General features: G+C 65.5%; 12 protein-coding genes. 1 reads left to right on the top strand and 11 read right to left on the bottom strand.

What is annotated here, in order from left to right; genetic code table 11:
* Window positions 1-26: 26 nt before the first annotated feature.
* Window positions 27-467 carry a hypothetical protein gene (locus FJ428_RS05060; RefSeq protein ID WP_140500175.1) on the bottom strand — a complete coding sequence of 147 codons (441 nt, stop codon included), beginning with the start codon at window positions 465-467 and terminating at the stop codon, window positions 27-29.
* 296 nt (window positions 468-763) lie between these two features.
* Here FJ428_RS05060 and FJ428_RS05065 point away from each other — a divergent pair, with 296 nt between their 5' ends.
* A complete protein-coding gene (locus tag FJ428_RS05065) occupies window positions 764-2,749 on the top strand; it encodes an ABC transporter ATP-binding protein/permease (protein ID WP_140630638.1) in 1,986 nt (661 codons plus the stop codon).
* Window positions 2,750-2,767: 18 nt separating this feature from the next.
* On the opposite strand, the gene FJ428_RS05070 is transcribed toward FJ428_RS05065, so the two are convergent.
* From FJ428_RS05070 to FJ428_RS05115, 10 genes are all read right to left on the bottom strand, one after another.
* On the bottom strand, window positions 2,768-3,274 hold the full coding sequence (locus FJ428_RS05070) for an invasion associated locus B family protein (RefSeq protein WP_224519123.1): 507 nt from the start codon (window positions 3,272-3,274) through the stop codon (window positions 2,768-2,770).
* Window positions 3,275-3,456: 182 nt separating this feature from the next.
* Window positions 3,457-3,930, bottom strand: a complete 474-nt coding sequence (locus tag FJ428_RS05075) for a DUF4189 domain-containing protein (RefSeq protein WP_140879029.1) — start codon at window positions 3,928-3,930, stop codon at window positions 3,457-3,459.
* A 50-nt stretch (window positions 3,931-3,980) separates the two neighbouring features.
* Window positions 3,981-4,667 carry a hypothetical protein gene (locus tag FJ428_RS05080; protein ID WP_140759751.1) on the bottom strand — a complete coding sequence of 229 codons (687 nt, stop codon included), beginning with the start codon at window positions 4,665-4,667 and terminating at the stop codon, window positions 3,981-3,983.
* 13 nt (window positions 4,668-4,680) lie between these two features.
* Complete coding sequence (locus tag FJ428_RS05085) at window positions 4,681-5,268, bottom strand: invasion associated locus B family protein (RefSeq protein WP_140500091.1); 588 nt, start codon at window positions 5,266-5,268, stop codon at window positions 4,681-4,683.
* Between the two features lie 7 nt (window positions 5,269-5,275).
* Window positions 5,276-9,679 (bottom strand): YadA-like family protein, encoded by a 4,404-nt coding sequence (locus FJ428_RS05090; RefSeq protein ID WP_140879030.1) that lies wholly within the window; start codon window positions 9,677-9,679, stop codon window positions 5,276-5,278.
* Between the two features lie 196 nt (window positions 9,680-9,875).
* Window positions 9,876-10,295, bottom strand: coding sequence for an AraC family transcriptional regulator (locus FJ428_RS05095; protein ID WP_224519119.1), 420 nt, complete (start codon window positions 10,293-10,295; stop codon window positions 9,876-9,878).
* 273 nt (window positions 10,296-10,568) lie between these two features.
* Window positions 10,569-11,759 (bottom strand): AraC family transcriptional regulator, encoded by a 1,191-nt coding sequence (locus FJ428_RS05100; RefSeq protein ID WP_224519120.1) that lies wholly within the window; start codon window positions 11,757-11,759, stop codon window positions 10,569-10,571.
* Between the two features lie 107 nt (window positions 11,760-11,866).
* Complete coding sequence (locus FJ428_RS05105) at window positions 11,867-12,067, bottom strand: hypothetical protein (protein WP_140500096.1); 201 nt, start codon at window positions 12,065-12,067, stop codon at window positions 11,867-11,869.
* A 187-nt stretch (window positions 12,068-12,254) separates the two neighbouring features.
* Window positions 12,255-13,346 (bottom strand): BsuBI/PstI family type II restriction endonuclease, encoded by a 1,092-nt coding sequence (locus FJ428_RS05110; RefSeq protein ID WP_140500097.1) that lies wholly within the window; start codon window positions 13,344-13,346, stop codon window positions 12,255-12,257.
* Window positions 13,343-15,115, bottom strand: a complete 1,773-nt coding sequence (locus FJ428_RS05115) for an N-6 DNA methylase (RefSeq protein WP_224519121.1) — start codon at window positions 15,113-15,115, stop codon at window positions 13,343-13,345. The genes FJ428_RS05110 and FJ428_RS05115 overlap by 4 nt, the downstream gene beginning before the upstream one ends.
* Window positions 15,116-15,210 lie beyond the last annotated feature (95 nt).

Raw genomic sequence — 15,210 nt, forward strand, 5'->3', positions numbered from 1 at the left:
TCGAAACACCGACGCAGTGACCGCCCTCACTTCACCGTGATGCTCATGCCGCTGAGATCGGCGTTGACTTGCAGCCCTACCTGCCTGCCCGTGAGCTCGAGCTGGGCGCCCTTGTCGTTGGTCATGACGATCACCTGGGCGCCCTTGCCGAGCGCGCCGCCGCCGCCCGCCGCGCCGTACACACCCGTCACGTCCCGGGCGCGCTTGATATGGCGCACGGTGCCCCGGAAATAGGTCTTGGAGGCACCGAAGGCGAGGCCGCCCGAAATGCCGCCGACCGAGATCGGATACCGGCGGCCATGGAAGGTCAGCGTGCCCTCGCCTCCGGCGCCGCCGATGAAGAAGGCCGCCTTGTAGATGGAGAAGCGGATCGTTCCGGTGTCGGCGTGCGCGACACTGGCAAAGCCAACGCCCGCGGCAGTGATCACGGCGATGGCGACTGAACGAAATCTGGACGAAATCTTCATGACAAGGGGCTCCTCAAGGTCGCTGCTCACCCGACCGGGCCGGGACGTCGGCGTCGCATCGAAGTTCATGGCTAAACAGTCTCGCCCATCATTGGTTCCAAGCACACGGTCTCGTTCCGGCTGCGAGGAGACCGTCGCTAAACGGGCCCGCCGGCTGGCGAATTGTCCAGCGGCGGCTGGCGGCATCGCGGGTCGAGCAGGGGAGCACGGGGAGACCCATGGCGCCGTCTGGAGCGGGCCTGGTGAAACTTTTTGATTTTTAGGCCGTTGTCGCCGTTACATCCGAGGCTGAACTCATGCCGAAAACGGTCGACGGCGCCAGGCGGCGCAAGGCAGAGAAGTCGCACCAGGAGAAGGCCTCGACAGTCGAAGTTGCGTCCGAGGTCGTGGGCGAGGCTGCGCCACCGCCCGGGGCCATCGAACCCGGTCCGGAGCTGACGCCGCAGGAGGCCGAGCAGGCGCGCAAGCGATACCTGCTGAGGCGCTTCTGGATCAGCGCGCGCGGCTACTGGAGCACGCGCGGCGACAAGCTGGCCTGGCCGTTCACGCTCGGGCTGTTGATGCTGATATGCATCAATGTCGGCTTCCAGTATGGGATCAACATCTGGAACCGCTCGATCTTCGACGCCATCGAGCAGCGCAACGCCCACACCGTCTATGTGCTCAGCGCCGTGTTCCCGCCGCTGGTGGTTGGAAGCGCAAGCCTTGTCGTCGCGCAAGTCTACCTTCGCATGACGATCCAGCGCCGCTGGCGTTCCTGGTCGACCACCGCCATCATCGCGCGCTGGCTCGCAAGCGGCCGCTACTATCAGCTGAACCTCGTGGGCGGCGACCACACGAACCCCGAGGCACGCATCGCGGAGGATTTGCGGATCGCCACGGAATCGCCCGTCGATTTCATCTCCGGCGTGATCAACGCGTTTTTGTCGGCCTCCACTTTCATCGTGGTGCTGTGGACGATCGGCGGGGCGCTGACTTTGCCGATCGGAAGCTGGAGCGTCACCATTCCCGGCTTCCTGGTCGTGACCGCGGTGATCTACGCCGCCATCACCTCCACTTCGATGGTGGTCATCGGCCGCCATTTCGTGCGGCTCTCCGAGCAGAAGAACCAGGCGGAAGCCGATTTCCGCTACACGCTGACGCGCGTGCGCGAAAACGGCGAGAGCATCGCCTTGCTCGGCGGCGAGGAGGAGGAGCGCAGCGGCATCGACAAGACGTTCGGCACGGTGCTCCGGCAATGGGCGCTGCTGACAGGCCAGCACATGCGCACGGCGCTGGTGTCGCAGGGGTCGAGCCTGTTTGCACCGGTCGTACCGATCTTGCTTTGCGCGCCAAAATTTCTCGAAGGCAGCATGACACTTGGACAGATCATGCAGGCTGCCTCAGCCTTCGCCATCGTGCAGGCCGCGTTCGGATGGCTGGTCGACAACTATCCCCGCCTCGCCGACTGGAACGCCTCGGCACGGCGTATTGCCTCGCTGATGATGTCGCTTGACGGGCTGGAGCGCGCCGAACGCAGCGACGCGCTGGGCCGCATCAGGCACGGCGAAACCGAAGACGGTGCGATGCTCAGCCTGGACAATCTCTCGGTGTCGCTCGACGACGGCACCGGCGTGGTCAAGGAAACCGAGGTCGAGATCGAGCCTGGCGAGCGGGTGCTGGTGGCCGGCGAATCCGGTTCGGGCAAGAGCACGCTGGTGCGGGCCGTCGCAGGCCTTTGGCCGTGGGGTGGCGGCAGCGTCGACTTCCACCCCGGCAGGCGGCTGTTCATGTTGCCGCAACGTCCCTACATCCCCTCCGGAACGCTGCGCCGCGCGGTCGCCTATCCGGCCGCCGCCGACAACTGGACGCTGGAGAAGATCAACGCCGCCCTCGACAAGGTGGGGCTCGATTATCTCAAGGACCGGATCGAGGAAGACGCGCCCTGGGACCAGACCCTGTCGGGTGGCGAAAAGCAGCGGCTCGCCTTCGCGCGCCTCCTGCTGCATCATCCCGATATCGTCGTTCTGGACGAAGCGACGTCTGCGCTCGATGAGAAGAGCCAGGACAAGATGATGGAGACGGTCATCCATGAATTACCGAAGGTGACCATCATAAGCGTCGCGCATCGCGCCGAGCTGGAAGCCTTCCACAGCCGCAAGATCACATTGGAGCGGCGCGAGGGCGGCGCAAAGCTTGTCAGCGATATCAATCTTGTCCCGCGCAAGGGCGGACGGAACCTGCTCAGGCGCGCCTTGTGGGGCTCCGGCGCTGCGGCCCAAAGGCCGCGCGAGCTGGACTAAAGCCGACTTCGCCCCTCCTCAGCGCCCGCTCAGCGCCGCGACGCGGTCGAGGGCGGCGCCGAGGCCTTTCAGGGAGACGGGGAAGTTGAGCTTGGTCTCGGCGTCGGTGATGACGTTGAGCGTCAATACGCCGCCCGCCTTCAGCTTCTGCGCCAGCGCCCGATCGATCGGAAACTGCGCCACGCATCCGTTCGGCAGGCAGGTGCGGAACCGCAACTGGCCGAGGGGCGGCTGGTCGTCGATCTGGATCGTCACGCCTGGGTCGAACAGGATACCGAACGGCAGAAGCAGGGTTCCGGTCAATCCACCCTTCGGCCCCGCCCGCAACTCCACCGCCAGCAGCCTCTGGCCGTTCTTCTGCGTCTGGTCCTGCGAAACCGAGCAGGCGCGTGCATTGTCCTGGATGGTGCAGGCCAGGCTCCAGTCCTGATAGGTCTCCTGGAGCGACGACGCGCCGTTTGGAAGCGTGGCCGCCTGCTGCTGTTGCGCACAGGCACTCGATGCGGGCAGCGCCGCCGCGCAGATTGCGGCCGCCTTCAGAAGAACAAATCTGTCAAACAACGATGGCGACCTTCTCTTTCGGGTTCACGCGCGTGACCCGAAAACCGGATGGGATTTTCGGGGCCGCGAGCATGGTCATCTGCCTCACGCAGGGTGCAAAAGCAATTCCAAAGCGCGTCGTATGAAGCCGTCGGGCGCGGTGCGCTTCAGGTACAGACCCACTCGCGGATCTTGCATTCGGTTCCCGCCGCCTCGCAGGCATGCAGAGCGAGATCTTCCGCGTCCTTGCGGGTCTCGGCGGAGTTGGCGCCCCAGGGCGTCAGCCGGTCGCTCTGCTTCTCCTTAGCCACGGCCAGGGCGCCGCAGTGCTTGTAGGGAAAGCCCGTCTCGTCGTCGTCTGTCCAATGGCGATGATTGCGGAACACCGTGACAACAGTGCAGCCCTTGCCACCGGCGTTCTCGCAATATTTCATCGCGGCGTCCTTCGCCTCCTGGCGCTTGTCGGCGCCCCAGAAGAAGCCGTGCTTGGTATCGATGCTGGAATAGGCGATCGCCCCCCAGATGCCCTTTTCCTCCTTCGGCTCCGGCTCCGGCTCCGGCGGCGCCACAAGGTCGGCCGAGACAACCTGCCCGCTCCACAGCAGGGCCATGCACAAAACTGCCAGACGTCGCGATTTCATGGTCTGCAATCCTTTCCAGGAGCCCTCGCCCATTCGCCTATCCCGTTGTCTCACTTCGACGCCGACGCGATGGAAATCACCACGCAGCTATTGCCGGTCGGCAGCAGAAGCGCTTCGCCCGAATTGCCGCCCAGCTCGTACACTTCGACCTGGCCGAGATGGTCGGTGATCTTGCTGCCTTGCGGAAGAACGGACGGGATCTCCGAACACGGGCTGGCGAACGGCGCCACCCGCACCATCGCGCCTTCGCAGCCGGAAGCGGTGGGCGATGCGAAAACCACGCCGGCGGCCGGTCCGCTGTATTTTTCCGTCGCATAATCCATGCCGACGAGGGCCTGCACGGCGTGCTTGTCGGCGGCCTGGTCGTTCCACAAGGATTTGACGCTGTATTTAGAACCCGTCGTCAGCACCTGTCCGAGCACAGGAAAGATCGTCGAGCAGGCCTGCACCCCGGCCTGTTTGACATGTTCGAGGAAGGGCGAGTCCGGCAATGCGGGCGGCGCGATCCCGGCCTGTGCGGCCGTCGGGGTGCCGACGAGACCGGCGATCGCGGCATAGTTGGCGGCAGCGAAGCCGATGCCGATCATGGCCAGCCCCAGCAGCGAGAAGGCTAGGACGCGCGGCCACCGCCGCTGCGGCTCGGCGCCCCTCTTGCGATCGGGCTCGACGATCCTCTTGCGGTCCGGCTCCACGCTCGGGCCGCGCGCTGGGGAGATGAACGGGTCTTGCTGGCTCACGGTGCTGCCTCGGTTATTTGATTGGCGCAAGGGCCTCGGACAGCCCCTTGAGCGTTGCGGTCACGGTAATCGTCTGGCCGTCGACGGTCGGGTAGGAGATGGCCGGCGTCGCTTTCTGCACTATCTGCTGGCGCATGACGGGCCCCACCGGCAGCATGCCGACGCAGACCACTTCGTTGCAGCCGTTCAAGTGGACGTCGATCGGGTCGCGCCCGTCGAACTTCAGCGACACCAGGCCGTCGCTTTTGGCGTTCGGCGCGGTGCGCAGGATCATGTAGGGCTTGCCGTCCTGCGTGGCCGCGAGCGACCAGCTGAAGGCCATCCTGCCGGCCCCGTCCTCGATCACCTGCGAGACATTGCAGACCTTCTTGCGCGCCTTGAGGTTCTCGTCGCAGATCAGCGTCCAGTTCTCGAAGGGCCGGATGGTGCGCTGGTATTGGCCCAGCTTCACATCCGGCGGCACCGCCACGTCGGATGGCTTGATCCTGTAGGGCGCGGTCGCTTGCGCGGCGGCTGGCCCGGCGGCCAAGGACAGGCCGCCGGCAAGCGCCAGGCAGGTCAGGAGGAAAAGCCGGGCATGACGGCTGGTTGCCCCGTTCATTCCCGCCTCAGTTTAACGTGAAGCTCAGGCCGGCGCCGACACCGACATTTCCGCCCGCCGCCGTGCCCGAGACATTGCCGCGGATGCGGCCGTCCTCGCTGGTGTAGCCCGCGCCGAAGGCAAAGGCGCTGGCATCCCGCCAGAAGCCGCCGCCCGCCGCGACGCTCAGCTTTCCGGGACGGTCGTCGTAGCGCAGCGAGGCGGCGGCGAGGCCGATTGCCGCCGCTTGCCGGGCTTCGTCGCGGATGCCGCTGATGTCCGAATTCAGCTGGCCGAGTTTCTGGTCGGTATAGTCGTTGGCCTGTTGCAGGGTCGTGGCCGCCACCTTGTCGGTATAGCTGTTGGATGTGCTGATGGCGGTGTCCAGGCCCTTGGTCAGCTGGTTGACATTGACCGCGTCGGTGCCGGCGACGCCGGGTCCGACATTGGAGATGACGACCGGCGCGTTGACGTCGCCGCCTTGCAGCGTGATGGTGTTCGTCTTGGCGCCGCCCTGCGTGTCATAGGTCACCGCATTCTGGTTGAGATTTCCGACGCCCGTTTGCAGGGCCTCGATCGCCTGGTTGGAGGCGAAGAGCTGCGAACCGTTGATCGCGTCGGTGCTGTCGGCGGCGATCCGTCCGGCAGCGACATTGGTGATCGTCCTCTCCGCGCCGGCATCGCCGACGCTGACTGTTCCGGTCGGCGTCGTGCCGGCAAAGGCATAGGTCTTGCCGTTGATGACGGTGCTGGAGGTGCCGACGGCGCTCTGCGTCACCGAGCCGGAGCCGAGCGCCACATCGTTGGCGTTGTTGGCCTGCGCGCCCTGGCCGAGCGCGACCGCGCCCGCCCCGGTAGCCGTAGAGCCATGGCCGGCGGCCAGGCTGTCGTTGCCGCTCGCCACGCTTTCGGGTCCGATCGCCACGGCGTCGGTGCCGCCGGCGATACTGTCGGCCAGCGACGAATTGGCGTGGAAGTACTTGATGCCGCCGCCATTGCTGATGGTGGTCAAGGCATTGTCGACCGCCGTGAGCCCGTCATAGACGGTCGTGTAGGTGTTGCCCTGGACGGTGTAGGTCGGCCCGGTGATCGAGCCGTCGGGGTTGAGCGTGGTGGTGCCGCCGAACAGGTTGGTCACGTTTTGCGACACGCCGCGCAGCTGCGAGACGTTGACGCCGTCGGTGTCGGCCGAGCCGGCCGCGACATTGGTGAGCTTGCGTTCAGCTCCGGCGTCGCCGATCGACACCTCGCCCACCGAGGTCTGCGGAGCGGTCAGGGCAAAGGCCGCGTAGCCGGCCTGCGCGCCGACCGAGGTGATGGACTGCGCGCCCAGCGCCACGCTGTTGATGAAGGTGCTTTGCGCGCCGGCGCCGAGCGCCACCGACTGGATGCCGGAGGCGAGCGAATTGGTGCCGAAGGCCAGGCCGTCCGCCAGCATCACATGGGCGTTCTGGCCGATGGCGGTTCCGCCGGGCGCCGTCTGGTCGACGATGGCGCCGTTACCGATGCCGATGCCGTTATCGCCGTTGACGACCGTGGTCGGACCGACCGCGACCGATTCCGCGCCGACCGCCAGCGAGTCGGCCGCCACCGAATTGGCATGGAAATACTTGGTCGAGGTGGCCGACACGGCGGCGATGGCGCCCGCGAGCTGGCGCACCGTCACCGCGTCCTGGTCCTGCGTGCCGTCGGCGACATTGGTGATCTGCCGGTAGGAGGTGGCGTTGCCGACCGAAACGGCGCCGAGCAGCGCCTTGTCGGTGGTGTTGTACTGGATGAAGTTGGATGGGCCGGCGGGCAGTTGCCCGGTAGCCGGAGCGATCGGACGATCGGAGAGCGAACCCGAGCCGAGCGCCACGCCGCCGTCGATGCTGGCATTGCTGTCGCGGCCGAGCGCCAGCGCGCTGACGCCGGTCGCGGTCGCATTGTAGCCGACCGCCGTGGAACCGACGCCTTGGGCGAAGGAATCGGTCTGCGCCAGCCCGAACTCGTTGGTGCGGGCATAGCGGATGCCTTCGCCATTGGCGTCGGTGAAGACGGTCGACGTGTCGCCGGTGATGTTGTTGATCGTGTTGCCGAGATTGGTCACGCCAGCGCCGATATTGGCAATGTCGGTCGTGTTCTGGGTCACCTGCTGGTTGGTGGCGAAGAGCTGCGAGCCGTTGACGGCATCGGTCGAACCGCCGTTCAACTGTCCGGCCGCGACGTTCTGGATCTGGCGCTCGGCGCCGGCCGAGCCGACCGAGAAGGCGCCCGCCGGCGTGCCGCCGGCGAAGGTATAGTTGACGCCGCCGATCGTCGTGCCGCCGACATTGGTCGTGGCGCCCGACGTCGAATTCAGGCCGATCGCGACATCGCCGGCATTGTTGGCGACCGCATTCGGGCCGACAGCGACGGAATCGGCTCCCAGCGCCTGCGAATCCGCCAGCGTCGAGTTGGCATGGAAATACTTGATGCCGCCGCCGACATTGATGTTGTTGACGACGGCGCCGATGGCATCGACCGCCTGGTTGGTGGCGAAGAGCTGCGAGCCGTTGATGGCGTCGGTCGAGAGCGCGCTGATCCGCCCAGCCGCCAGGTTGGTGATGGTGCGTTCCGCGCCGACCGCGCCGATGCTGACCGTCGAGGTCGGGTTGGTGCCCTGGAAGGCGTAGGTGGTGCCGTTGACCACCCCGCTGGCCGTGCCGACCGCCGTGGTGGTCACCGAGCCCGAGCCGAGCGCCACGTCGCCGGAGCTTGCCGCCGCCGTCGCGCCATCGCCGAGCGCGACATTTCCGGCGAGGCCGGCCGCGCCCGCCGTCGAGCCGTTGCCCAGCGCCACGGAACCTTGCCCGATCGCCTTGTTGCTGTTGCCGATCGCGACGGCGCCGTTGGCCATGTTGGCCGCGGTGGCGGTCGCCGTGCCGTCGCTGTTGGCGATGTTGTTGGCGCCGCCGGTGAAGGCGCCGGTGCCGCTGGCATAGCTCGGATCGCCGATCGACACCGCGCCGTCGCCATAGGCGGTGTTGCCGGAGCCGATGGAGACGGCTTTGCCGCCGGTCGCCACCGCATTGGTGCCCATGGCGACCGCTTCGGCGGAATCCGCCTTGGCGCTGGCGCCCAAGGCGATGGTGTTAGCCGCCGTCGCGTTGGTCGAGGGGCCGATGGCGATGGAATTGGCTCCGCTCGCGGTACTGGTGGCGCCTACCACAATGGAGTAGGCGCCGGACGCAGTGGAGCCTGCGCTGCCCACCACGGTGGCGCCGGCGCCAGTGGCGTTGACGGAAACGCCAAGCGCCACGGCCTGCGTGGCTGTCGCGTTGGTAGAGGAGCCCATGGCGATGGCACCGTCCTCCGTGGCATTGGCCAGCGTGCCGAGCGCCATCGCGTTGTTCTTATTCGCAAGCGCGCTGGTGCCGATGGCGATGCTGTTGGGCACGGCCGTGTCGGCCTGCACGCCTGCCTGCGCGCCCACACCGAATGCAATGGACTGGTTGCCCCAGGCGCTGGCGTTCTTACCCATCGCCGTGGCGCCCGTTCCCGTTGCCTTGCTTTGGCGTCCGATTGCGGTGGTGTCGACCTGAGACGCCGTCACGTCCGTACCGATAGCAATGGCGCTCTGGGCCAAGGCTCCCGTCCCGGCAGCGGTGCGCGAGCCGAGATAGACGGCGTTTATCGCGGTTGCGGTCGACTGGAAGCCGACGGCGACGGCATTTTGGCTGTTCGCAACGGTGCTGGTGCCTTGTGCAACAGCATCCAGCCCGGACGCCCCTGCGAACTGCCCAATCGCAGTGCTGCGCAGCCCGCTTGCTACGGATCCGTAGCCAGCGGCGAACGCATAGTTGTTGCTGGCCGTGGCGCTGACACCGACTGCGGTGGAGTTCCCTCCCGAAGCTTGGGCGTTGGTGCCCAGCGCGCTGGCCCCGGCACCAGTGGCACCCGCGGCGACGCCAATCGCTACCGTGTTGATATTGTTTGAAATCGTACCGGAGCCGATCGCCACTGCGCCGCCGGTGCCCGTGGCCGACGCGGTGCGACCAATGGCGACGCCGTATTGCGCCGTCGATTGGGCCTGGAAGCCGAGCGCTATGGCCCAGTTAAGGCTGGCGTTTGAGCCGTTTCCGACCGCGATGGCCTCGGGAGCGGTCGCCGAACCGCCGCCGGCCTGATATTGCGCCTGAGCCGGCGTCGCGGCCATGCCGATCGCGAAGGCGCCCAGCGTCACGGCTGTCCCGAGCGCCCCGCCGACGCTCAGCGTTCCCAGCCCCAAGCGCTTGCGCCCCATGCCCAGCGCACGATGCGCCATGCGCAGGACCGCCATCAAGCGGCGCCGGGCCGAGCGGGACCGAGGATCGCCATTCGCGATCCAGTGACTGGCGAAATGCGCCGCACGGCGCTGAACAAGGAGCGAGCCGCCCGAAATATGGCCGCCCGAAATATGATTGTCGGTCATGGTTCCCTCTCCGCTGGCCGGCACGAAATGTCTGACACTTCCACTCCACAGCAGGAAGACATGATTCCCCTTCGCGGTATTTCACGAAATTGCTGTCTCGTGAGAAAAGATACGAGCATATACGCGGAGGTTAACGGCTCGTTACCTTAGCAACTGCTTTAAAATCAAGTAATCAAATAACGACGAGAGCGCGGCTTCATCTAATCTTTGCGTTAAACTTGGCCGCCCGTGCCTGCATCGGCGTCATCTGCCGGTATTTCTTCATCATGGTGGTGAAGTGGCTCTGGCTCGAAAACCCGCTCAGATGGGCGATGTCGGCGATGGTCATGCGGCTGTCGGCAAGAAGTCTTTCCGCGAAGTCCAGCCTGAGATCGAGAACATATTGATGCGGCGGCATGCCGAACGTCCTGGAGAAGGCGCGCACGAAGTGGTACGATGAAAATCCGCAGACGGCGGCCATTTCGGCAAGCGCCAGCTTGCGCGAGAAGTTCTCGTTCAGGAACTCCTGCACCTTGCGCGCACTGCGGGCGGAAAGCCCGCCCTTCACGTTGAGCAGCGGCTGCCGGGCCGAATTGGCTCCGGAAACCGATCCGGGGGGACCATCAGCGCCCGGCATTTTTCGGCCTCCCGATATTTCCAAGATGAACTTCAACCCGAGGCCTCCCTCCCCGTTCCCCCGAAAAACAATTCGTGATTGATCGAAGCGGGCCCGCATCGCCAGCCCCGCTCATGTGATCGATCCGGCCGGATGGCAAGCAATGCGCGAACCGAATGGCATTCCAAATGACTCCAGCAAAGCTTGGGGCACTGGTGGTGACGGACGTATTTTGAAAAACTCCGGAAGCCTTGTAGGAAATTCCGGTCTTGGCTCGCTGGCCGGCAGCTGTTGCTACTTTGCCATGGTCGGGCTTTCAATTCCTGCGGAAAGCGTCACCAGTCTGCCTGGCGTTCTTCCCCTGTATCTCTTCATGGTCGCGGCCAGGTGGCTCTGATCCGAAAATCCGGCAAGGTAGGCGACTTCGGCAATCGGCAACTCTCCGCCGGCCAGCAGCTTTTCCGCGAGGTCGAGACGCAAGTTGATCAGATACCGATGCGGCGGCATGCCGAATGTCCCGGCGAACCTTGCTATGAAATGATTTGGTGACACCCCCGCGACCGACGCGAGCTCGGCGACCATGACTTTCCGCACGAAGTTCTGGTCGAGATACTCTCGCACGCGTCGGGCGCCAACGGCGGAGAGCCCGCCTTTGGGCGACGCGGCCTGCCTCTTGCGACCCGTATAACCGCGCAGCAGATGCACCCCGAACACCGTCAGCAGCGAGTCCAGATAGAGCTCGTTCGGCGGCAGCCCGTCGGTCAGTTCGGCAGTGATCATCTGGGCTATGTTGAGCGCCCTCAGGTCAACCGTGCCGAACGCGGGCGGCTCGAGCTTGACGTCCGGGAGGTCGAACTCATGGGCCGCCAGCTCGGACAGCGCTTCGGGAGAGATCGAAACGACGGCGTTCTCCCTGGTCTGCGACCAGGCCAGCGTGCTGTCGACGCCCGCCGGATTGACGACGAGACAGCCGACCGGCGCATCGTACTGCGTGATCCTGTCACTGCCGAGCGAGGCTCTCAGCTTGCGTGCCGGCCTCAGCACAATCCCCGTGGAATGCTCCCTGGCCAGGAATTTCTGCGATCCCGGACTGCGGACGGAATAGATGACGCTTCCGCGGGCGGTGGCTCTTCTGGGACCAGCACTTTCCGGAATGATATCCAGGACGTATCGAGCTGTCCGCTCTTGATCGACGCCCTGGGAATCGCCGCTTTCCCGAGCCTCGCCCGCATGTTTCATACGTGTTGCCTCAGCCGGCTTACCGCCGCTTGGTATCCCCTTCCCCTGACCCGGAATCAACGTAACGCACACGCCTCGAATTGAAAAGAACTTCCACGCGCAAAGAAAATTATTTATTCGAGATAAGAAAGAAGAACTGACCGTCGAAGGAAGTTCAGCAGCATATCTGTCAATAGCGAAGAGCCTTGACGGATCTTCGCTTCGGGATTCGTCGGCCCGGGCGTAAGCCGGCAACGCATCGGTCACGAAGGAAGAGTTCACATGCGAGGCTGTGACGGCCCTGTGGTTCGACAGCGTTGTTCGGCATCAGTGGCACGCAACGGCGCGGCGCGGAGCCAGTCGTTCACGGCCGTCTATTGCGGGTCCCCGCGACCTTTTTCGTAAAGATCCCACGCGAGTTCCACAAAAGCCAGAAGCACATCATCCTTGTCCCAGCCGGCCGCGACAGCCGCCTCGACGATTTCGCCCACGAGAGGCAACAATTGGCGCTGGCAGGCGAGCGGGATGTCAGCCTCGGATTCATCCACCGGAGGTCCATCGAAGTTGAACTTCATCGTTTGGCGCTCCCCTCGCCATCAAACGAAATGCTACTCGTTCCCAACAAACGAAGTGCTATTCGCCAGACCTTATTCCTATACAATAACTCCAACATTAAACATAGCAGGCTAGGCCGCCAACGGAGCGCAACACCGGATAATCCGTGTATCGACCGGCTGTCCTAGTGACGCTGGGGAAGCGTTATTACATCACTGTCCAAGGCAAGCTGCCGAATGGACGCCCGTCGGCCGCGCCGTCATGAAGCACGAGGAGTTGGCCGGGTTCGGAGACGAACCAGGCGAACGAGCCCCAGGCAAGCTGCGCGACGGTCTTCTTGAAGCCGGCGGACTGGCGATCCTGATAGGCGGTCAGGAACGCGATCTGTTTTCGGTCGAAACCGGCCGCGTCCGTGACAGCATGGAGGGCATCGCGCCGGCGATCCGTGATCGCGCCATCGGTCGCCACCACTTCCACGAACAGGATCAACGGCTCCTTGCGGCCGAGATCGGCGAGGATGATGTCGGGCAAGTTCCTGTCGGCCTCGATCTTGAGGCCGATCGCACTGGCGATGGCGTCGTCGCGCAGGACCACCTTGTTGCCGCTCTCGCTCAGCCACAACATGGCAGGGGCGGCGAGAAACCGTTTGGCGAACACCTCGATGACGGCTTGCGCGATGACCGAACTCGGTCCCGGCGCCAAAAGCCTGGTGTCGCCGTTCGGAAACGTGACGCGGATGCCGGCGGTGTTGGCGACAGCGCCGGCGCGCATGATGGTCACGCGGGCCAGCGCGCCCTTGCTGAGATGCGTTTCCTGGAAGTCCGCGATGGCGGTTTCCAGCGCCTCGCCTTCCAGCGCCGGGTCGAACAGGGCTGCAAATGCCGCCCTCAGCGCATAGCGGGGCTGGCCTGAAGTCGTCGGCAGATCCTCGCGACGCAGCACCGCGCCGATCGCCACCAGCCCGTCCCGCAGCGTCTCGTCGCGGATGGGCTCGCGCGTATTGTCCGCGTACCAGCGTGATCCCGCGACGGCGCCGTTCTTGCGCAGGACAGTTGCGGCGTAGGCATCCCGATCTGCATCGTCCGCCAGCGCCGCCTGCTCGCGGGTCATGCGATAAACATGGACAGGGCCCAGGAATCGCCCCGAACCCTCGACGGCGCCGATGTAGAGAGCGGCGAACACGGTGCTGGCGGCAAGTTCGCGGATGCAATAGATGCGGTTCGGCGTGCCCTCCGGAAAGATCAGCGGCAGGCGCCCGGCGACAAGATCGCGCGTCGCATAGGGCGGCCGTGCCGTCATGCAGGCTCACCGTAGAGGCGGCTGCATTCCGCCTCGATCCTGTCGCGCGGTGCACCGGCCATGACCAGCCTTTCCAATGCCTGGATGCTCCTGGGCGGCGGCAGCGGCAGCGCTTCCAGCTCGAAGGCGGAAACGGCGACGCTGCCGCTGATGCAGCGGAAAAGATCATCGACGACGCGGCTGTTCAAAAGCGCCGCCACCACCGCCGCCGGCACCTTGATGCCGCCGGTCGCGCGGACCATGTTGAGATGGTTTTCGACGACGACGCCGCCATGCGCATCGATGAATTCCTGGCGAAGTTCGGCGGCGATCAGGCGCCGGGCCTGTTCCTTGGCGGTGGTACGCTGGACGAGGATGCAGGGTTCCTCGACAAGCAGCCAGCCATCGCCGGCCTCCAGCTTGAAGTAGGGAGCGTGGTTCTTCTTGCGCGCGCGATAGGCGAACTGGCCGTCGGCGGTCACGGCTTCGGCCCAGATCAACGGATGCACCCCCTTGCCGCCGGCGCGATCGCGCAATTGACCCTTGAAGCGGTTCCAGACCAGCGGGCCGGTCGAGACCCCATAGCCCCAGTCGGCAAGGCGATGCGTCATCGTCTCGGCCTGGGCGATGAGCCGGCTGTGCTCCGGCGTGCGCGGCGCAAGCCAGGGCATGGCGCGGTCGGATGGCAAGCCAATCGTGCCGTTGCGGGCAATCCCGGCCTCGGTCTCGGAGGCGACGGTCAGGTAGTGGATCTGCGCGCGCCGCGGCTCGGCGCCGTTGACGTAGACGGCAAGCAGCGTCTCTTGCAACACATCCTCGAAAACGCCGCGCCGCGCATGCACGAAGTCGATCGCGACGGGCGGCGCCTCCTTGGCCAGAAGGCTGCGCAGCGCCGAGTAGTATTGGCCGCCGAGAAAGCTTGTCGGCGTCAGGAAGGCGATGAGGCCGCCAGGCTTGGTCCAGCGCAGCGCGGCATCGGTGAAAACGCCGTAGAGATTGGCGTGCCCGTAGAGGCCGCGCGCATAGCGCTCGCGCAATTGCGACGGCAGCGAGACCCGCCCATAGGGCGGATTGCCGACGACGAGATCGAAGACGGGTTCCGGATCGGCTTCAAGCGTGTCGCAGGCCGTCACCATGGCCGGGGCGGCGCGCCCGGCCCTGGTCGCAATATCGGCGAGCGCGATCTCCAGGGCGCCTTGCGCCAGCCGCGCCGCGAGAGGATCGAGCTCGAAACCGGCAAGCCTGGTGCCGACATGGCTGAGCGCGAAGGCGGGCTCGCAATCGCCGAGCGCGGCGATCATGCGGTGCGCGGCATGAAACAGAAACGTCCCACCGCCGGCGGCGGGATCGAGAACCCGCGCGCTGCGCCAGTCCAGGCCCTCTTCCTCGGCCTGGTCGAGCAGGCGGTTGACCAGCGCCGGCGGCGTGTAGAAGGCACCGCGCTCACCGCGCTCCCTGGTCGGCAGCAGGACCGGATAGAGGCTGGTGACGAGATGCAGCGCTTCGAGGATCGGCAGCCGCGCGGCGGTCTCTCCGATGCTGTGCGCAAGCGCGGAGGCCGGCTCGTCCAGCGCTTCCGTTTCGAAGGCGAGCGAGGGGCAGATCGCCGGAGAAATGCCGAGGGCCGCCGACAAGGCCTCCAGCGCGCGCCGGGTCAGCGAAACCGCATAGGTTTCGCGGTCGCATTCGTCGATCGTCTCGCACCATGCGCGTGCCAGCAGGCGAGCCTTCGACAGCTCCGCGCGCGCCGCTCGCAATGCATCAGCCGCCGAGCGCAAGACGGCAGGCAATTTCGACCCACGAATCTGTGAAATTTTACCCATCGCCCTCGACCGTACCGCGCAAGACTCACCGATGCGATAGAGTATCACATGTTCTCGTTATG

It is taken from the genome of Mesorhizobium sp. B2-8-1 (assembly GCF_006440955.1).
Taxonomy (GTDB): domain Bacteria; phylum Pseudomonadota; class Alphaproteobacteria; order Rhizobiales; family Rhizobiaceae; genus Mesorhizobium.